Origin of the sequence: Flintibacter muris (assembly GCF_943192995.1) — a bacterium.
GTDB lineage: Bacteria > Bacillota > Clostridia > Oscillospirales > Oscillospiraceae > Lawsonibacter > Lawsonibacter muris.
This window is the reverse complement of record NZ_CALPCP010000084.1, coordinates 1-5,686: the sequence shown is the minus strand read 5'-3', so window position 1 is coordinate 5,686 and position 5,686 is coordinate 1. Positions and strand designations below refer to the sequence as shown.

General features: G+C 51.8%; 4 tRNA genes and 3 rRNA genes. All 7 read right to left on the bottom strand.

The annotated features are described in order from the left end of the window. Positions 1–4: 4 nt before the first annotated feature. The 7 genes from rrf to NFS22_RS22965 all read right to left on the bottom strand — a co-directional run bounded on the left by rrf (position 5) and on the right by NFS22_RS22965 (position 5,432). Positions 5–120 (bottom strand): 5S ribosomal RNA (gene rrf / locus NFS22_RS22995). 44 nt (positions 121–164) lie between these two features. Continuing rightward, positions 165–239: transfer RNA gene (locus NFS22_RS22990), tRNA-Glu, on the bottom strand. A 2-nt stretch (positions 240–241) separates the two neighbouring features. Further along, positions 242–317 (bottom strand) — tRNA-Lys (locus NFS22_RS22985). Positions 318–525: 208 nt separating this feature from the next. Next, a 23S ribosomal RNA gene (locus NFS22_RS22980) occupies positions 526–3,367 on the bottom strand. Positions 3,368–3,609: 242 nt separating this feature from the next. Beyond that, positions 3,610–3,685, bottom strand: a tRNA-Ala gene (locus NFS22_RS22975). 15 nt (positions 3,686–3,700) lie between these two features. Further along, positions 3,701–3,777: transfer RNA gene (locus tag NFS22_RS22970), tRNA-Ile, on the bottom strand. 123 nt (positions 3,778–3,900) lie between these two features. Continuing rightward, positions 3,901–5,432, bottom strand: a 16S ribosomal RNA gene (locus NFS22_RS22965). The 16S, 23S and 5S rRNA genes sit together here with 4 tRNA genes alongside, the layout of an rRNA operon. Positions 5,433–5,686: the final 254 nt, after the last annotated feature.

Here is a 5,686-nt window from a genome sequence, read left to right as displayed (position 1 = left end):
TTTGTGTAGGCACTACCTATCTTCCCGGTCCGTCTCCAGACAAGTATTTTCGGCAGAAACGAGCTTAACTTCCGTGTTCGGAATGGGAACGGGTGGACCCTCGCCCTAATCAGCACCTACTATTTTAATCACCGAAGTGACTAAAACCGATATAAAGTTTTGAATGGTGACCCGTACGGGAATCGAACCCATGTTTGCGGCGTGAGAGGCCGCCGTCTTAACCGCTTGACCAACGGGCCATTGGTGCGCCTTCAGGGATTCGAACCCGGGACCCACTGATTAAGAGTCAGTTGCTCTACCAACTGAGCTAAAGGCGCTTGTCGTCGAAGCTAACTTCGTATCATTCGTTTCAGCCTTTCAGCTAAAACTCACTTACTCTGTCGCTTCTCCTCTTCAAACCGAATCCACCTCGTTGGACTTCGATTTGATTTCAAGAGCGCTACTGTCTGCACCCTGAAAACCGAACAGTGAAACAACTTTCCTTCGCTTACAAGCGCCTGCATTCTTCATGCTCATAACCAATCGTAGGTCAAGCCCTCGGCTTATTAGTATCGGTCAGCTGCACACGTTGCCGTGCTTCCACCTCCGACCTATCAACGACATAGTCTACGTCGAGCCTTACTCCATATGGATGAGAGATCTTATCTTAGGGGGAGTTTCACGCTTAGATGCTTTCAGCGTTTATCTCGTCCAGACGTAGCTACCCAGCTGTGCCCTTGGCAGGACAACTGATGCACCAGAGGTCTGTCCATCCCGGTCCTCTCGTACTAAGGACAGCTCCCTTCAAATCTCTTACGCCCGCAACAGATAGGGACCGAACTGTCTCACGACGTTCTGAACCCAGCTCGCGTGCCACTTTAATCGGCGAACAGCCGAACCCTTGGGACCGAATTCAGCCCCAGGATGTGACGAGCCGACATCGAGGTGCCAAACCTCCCCGTCGCTGTGGACGCTTGGGGGAGATCAGCCTGTTATCCCCAGGGTAGCTTTTATCCGTTGAGCGACGGCACTTCCACTTGCATACCGCCGGATCACTAACTCCAACTTTCGTTACTGCTCCACCCGTCGGTGTCGCAGTTAGGCTCGTTTTTGCGTTTACACTCACTGCACGATTTCCGTCCGTGCTGAACGAACCTTTGAGCGCCTCCGTTACCTTTTAGGAGGCGACCGCCCCAGTCAAACTGCCCACCTAACAGTGTCCCCCGACCGGATTCACGGTCGCAGGTTAGAAAACCAGCAAATGAAGGGTGGTATCCCAAGGTTGGCTCCACCTGAGCTAACGCCCTGGCTTCCAAGCCTCCCACCTATCCTGTACATCATTTACCAATCCTCAGTATTAAGCTGCAGTAAAGCTCCATGGGGTCTTTCCGTCTAGTTGCGGGTAACCGGCATCTTCACCGGTACTACAATTTCGCCGGGTGGGCTGTTGAGACAGCGCCCAAATCGTTACGCCATTCGTGCGGGTCAGAACTTACCTGACAAGGAATTTCGCTACCTTAGGACCGTTATAGTTACGGCCGCCGTTTACTGGGGCTTCAATTCAGACCTTCGCTTGCGCTAAGCCCTCCTCTTAACCTTCCAGCACCGGGCAGGCGTCAGCCCATATACGTCATCTTTCGATTTAGCATAGACCTGTGTTTTTGGTAAACAGTCGCTTGGGCCTATTCTCTGCGGCCCCCATTACAGGGGCTCCCCTTATCCCGAAGTTACGGGGTAATTTTGCCGAGTTCCTTAACAACCCTTCTCCCGTTGGCCTTAGGATCCTCTCCTCATCTACCTGTGTCGGTTTGCGGTACGGGCACCTTAGCATTCCCCAGAACTTTTCTCGCCTCGTCATTCTCCGGCTTCCCTACTTGATTTCGGTCCCTTACGCCCGGGTCAACCAACGCCCGGGTCCGGATAGCTCCAAGTGTCCTTCTGGTTTAAGTTTCGGTGGCTACGGAATTTCAACCGTATGTGCATCGACTACGCCTTTCGGCCTCGCCTTAGCTCCCGGCTTACCTTGGGCGGACGAACCTTCCCCAAGAAACCTTAGATTTTCGGCCATTATGATTCCCACATAATTCTCGCTACTCATTCCGGCATTCTCACTCGAATACAGTCCACCGCTGCTTCCGCTGCGACTTCACCCCGTATTCGACGCTCCCCTACCACGCATTGCTGCATCCCAAGCTTCGGTTATATGCTTAGCCCCGTTACATTTTCCGCGCAGAGTCACTCGACCAGTGAGCTATTACGCACTCTTTTAATGAGTGGCTGCTTCTAAGCCAACATCCTGGTTGTTTTCGCAACTCCACATCGTTTTCCACTTAGCATATATTAGGGACCTTAGCTGTGGGTCTGGGCTGTTTCCCTTTTGACCACGAGACTTATCTCACGTAGTCTGACTGCTGATTAACAATTATCCGGCATTCAGAGTTTGATAGGGTTCAGTAACTTTATCAGCCCCTAGCCCATTCAGTGCTTTACCTCCGGTAATCTATAAATCAACGCTAGCCCTAAAGCTATTTCGGGGAGAACCAGCTATCTCCAAGTTCGATTAGAATTTCTCCGCTATCCACAGGTCATCCGCCACCATTGCAACGGGGGTCGGTTCGGTCCTCCATGGAGTTTTACCTCCACTTCAACCTGCCCATGGATAGGTCACCTGGTTTCGGGTCTATTGCACACGACTATTTCGCCCTATTCAGACTCGCTCTCGCTTCGCCTTCAGTGCTGAACACCTTAAGCTTGCCACGTACAATAACTCGCCGGACCGTTCTACAAAAAGTACCTCATCACACTTTAACGTGCTCTGAGTGCTTGTAAGCACAAGGTTTCAGGTTCTGTTTCACTCCCCTCCCGGGGTCCTTTTCACCTTTCCCTCACGGTACTGCTCCTCTATCGGTCATCAAGTAGTATTTAGGGTTGGAGGGTGGTCCCCCCAGTTTCCCACAGGGTTTCACGTGTCCTGCGGTACTCTGGATCCTGACTGGAACAAATCAGTTTTCGCTTACGGGGCTCTCACCCGCTATGGCCGGCCTTCCCATACCGTTCAGCTAACCTATTGCTCCGTTGTGTCAGTCCACAACCCCGGAGGATAAATCCTCCGGTTTGCCCTCTTCCGCGTTCGCTCGCCACTACTAGCGGAATCTCTGTTGATTTCTCTTCCTCGCCCTACTTAGATGTTTCAGTTCAGGCGGTTCCCCACCTACGCCTATTTGATTCAACGCAGGCTGACAGAGTATTGCTCTGCCGGGTTTCCCCATTCGGAAATCCGTGGATAATATCGCTTATGTGCAGCTCCCCACGGCTTATCGCAGCTTGTCACGTCCTTCTTCGGCTCTTGATGCCAAGGCATTCCCCTTGCGCTCTTTATAGCTTGACCTATTACCTCTTTTCAGAGATATTGGTTCTCACAAGAATTATGCAGGCCTCAGATTTGGTTCATTGTAGTATTTGTGTTACCCTTTTTATAGTTCCACAATTAAAACTTTGTTACCTCTCTGTTGCTTGCTCGCAATTTCTTGCTTGCTTCACTGTTCAGTTTTCAAGGTGCAGGCTCCAACCTTCTTCAAGGTCAGATCGAAATGCTCACCCTATTGGACGAACACTTCGATCCAATCTCAATGGTGGAGGTTATCGGATTCGAACCGGTGACCCCCTGCTTGCAAAGCAGGTGCTCTACCAGCTGAGCTAAACCCCCATACCGTTAAGCTGGTGGTGGGCCCAAGTGGACTCGAACCACCGACCTCACGATTATCAGTCGTGCGCTCTAGCCAGCTGAGCTATGGGCCCGTCGGACACCGCTCCTTCATGCGGCGTGCGCCCTCTAAATTAAACAACGTGACTTCCACTCTACATCCGAAGTCTGACCTAGGAACATTACAGCCACCTGTTCAGTGACTGAGGTCTCCTTAGAAAGGAGGTGATCCAGCCGCACCTTCCGATACGGCTACCTTGTTACGACTTCACCCCAATTATCGAACCCACCTTCGGCCGCGCCCCCCTTGCGGTTAGGCTACGGACTTCGGGTGTTCCCGACTCTCATGGTGTGACGGGCGGTGTGTACAAGGCCCGGGAACGTATTCACCGCGGCATGCTGATCCGCGATTACTAGCGATTCCAACTTCACGCAGGCGGGTTGCAGCCTGCGATCCGAACTGGGATGGCTTTTAGGGATTTGCTCCTCCTCGCGGGATTGCTTCCCTCTGTTAACCACCATTGTAGTACGTGTGTGGCCCAGGACATAAGGGGCATGATGATTTGACGTCGTCCCCACCTTCCTCCGTTTTGTCAACGGCAGTCTCGCTAGAGTGCTCTTGCGTAGCAACTAACAATAAGGGTTGCGCTCGTTGCGGGACTTAACCCAACATCTCACGACACGAGCTGACGACAACCATGCACCACCTGTCACCGGTGTCTCCGAAGAGAAAAAGCATATCTCTATGCCGGTCACCGGGATGTCAAGCCCTGGTAAGGTTCTTCGCGTTGCTTCGAATTAAACCACATACTCCACCGCTTGTGCGGGCCCCCGTCAATTCCTTTGAGTTTCAACCTTGCGATCGTACTCCCCAGGTGGGATACTTATTGTGTTAACTGCGGCACGGAGGGGGTCAGTCCCCCCACACCTAGTATCCATCGTTTACAGCGTGGACTACCAGGGTATCTAATCCTGTTTGCTCCCCACGCTTTCGCGCCTCAGCGTCAGTTGCTGTCCAGCAGACCGCCTTCGCCACTGGTGTTCCTCCTAATATCTACGCATTTCACCGCTACACTAGGAATTCCGTCTGCCTCTCCAGTACTCAAGAACTACAGTTTCAAATGCAGGCCACAGGTTGAGCCCATGGTTTTCACATCTGACTTGCAGTCCCGCCTACACGCCCTTTACACCCAGTAAATCCGGATAACGCTTGCCACCTACGTATTACCGCGGCTGCTGGCACGTAGTTAGCCGTGGCTTATTCCTCAGGTACCGTCACTTGCTTCGTCCCTGAGAAAAGAAGTTTACAACCCGAAAGCCTTCTTCCTTCACGCGGCGTTGCTGGGTCAGGCTTGCGCCCATTGCCCAATATTCCCCACTGCTGCCTCCCGTAGGAGTCTGGGCCGTGTCTCAGTCCCAATGTGGCCGGCCAACCTCTCAGTCCGGCTACTGATCGTCGCCTTGGTGGGCCGTTACCCCGCCAACCAGCTAATCAGACGCGAGTCCATCTCAGAGCGATAAATCTTTGACGTCCAGTGCCATGCGACACAGACGTATTATGCGGTATTAGCAGATGTTTCCATCTGTTATTCCCCACTCCAAGGCAGGTTACTCACGCGTTACTCACCCGTCCGCCACTAAGTAGTCCCTTCAGTTGTCCGAAAACTCCTTCAGGGGTACTCCGTTCGACTTGCATGTGTTAAGCACGCCGCCAGCGTTCATCCTGAGCCAGGATCAAACTCTCAATAAAATGGTATCTATACGAGCTCTTCAGCCCGAATAAATCGATCTTATTGAAACTAAAACCTTAGCTTCAAAGAAATTAATTGACGTTGTCCAAACAAGCTTCTTTCAAAGCTCACTTAACAACCAATCCTTCTGGTGCTTCGTGTTTGTCACGTTGTTTAATTTACAAGGTGCACACCGCTCATCAGCGGCGGGGATTATCTTACCACATCAGTTTCGCTTTGTCAAGCACTTCTTTAGATTTTTTTGAATCTTTTT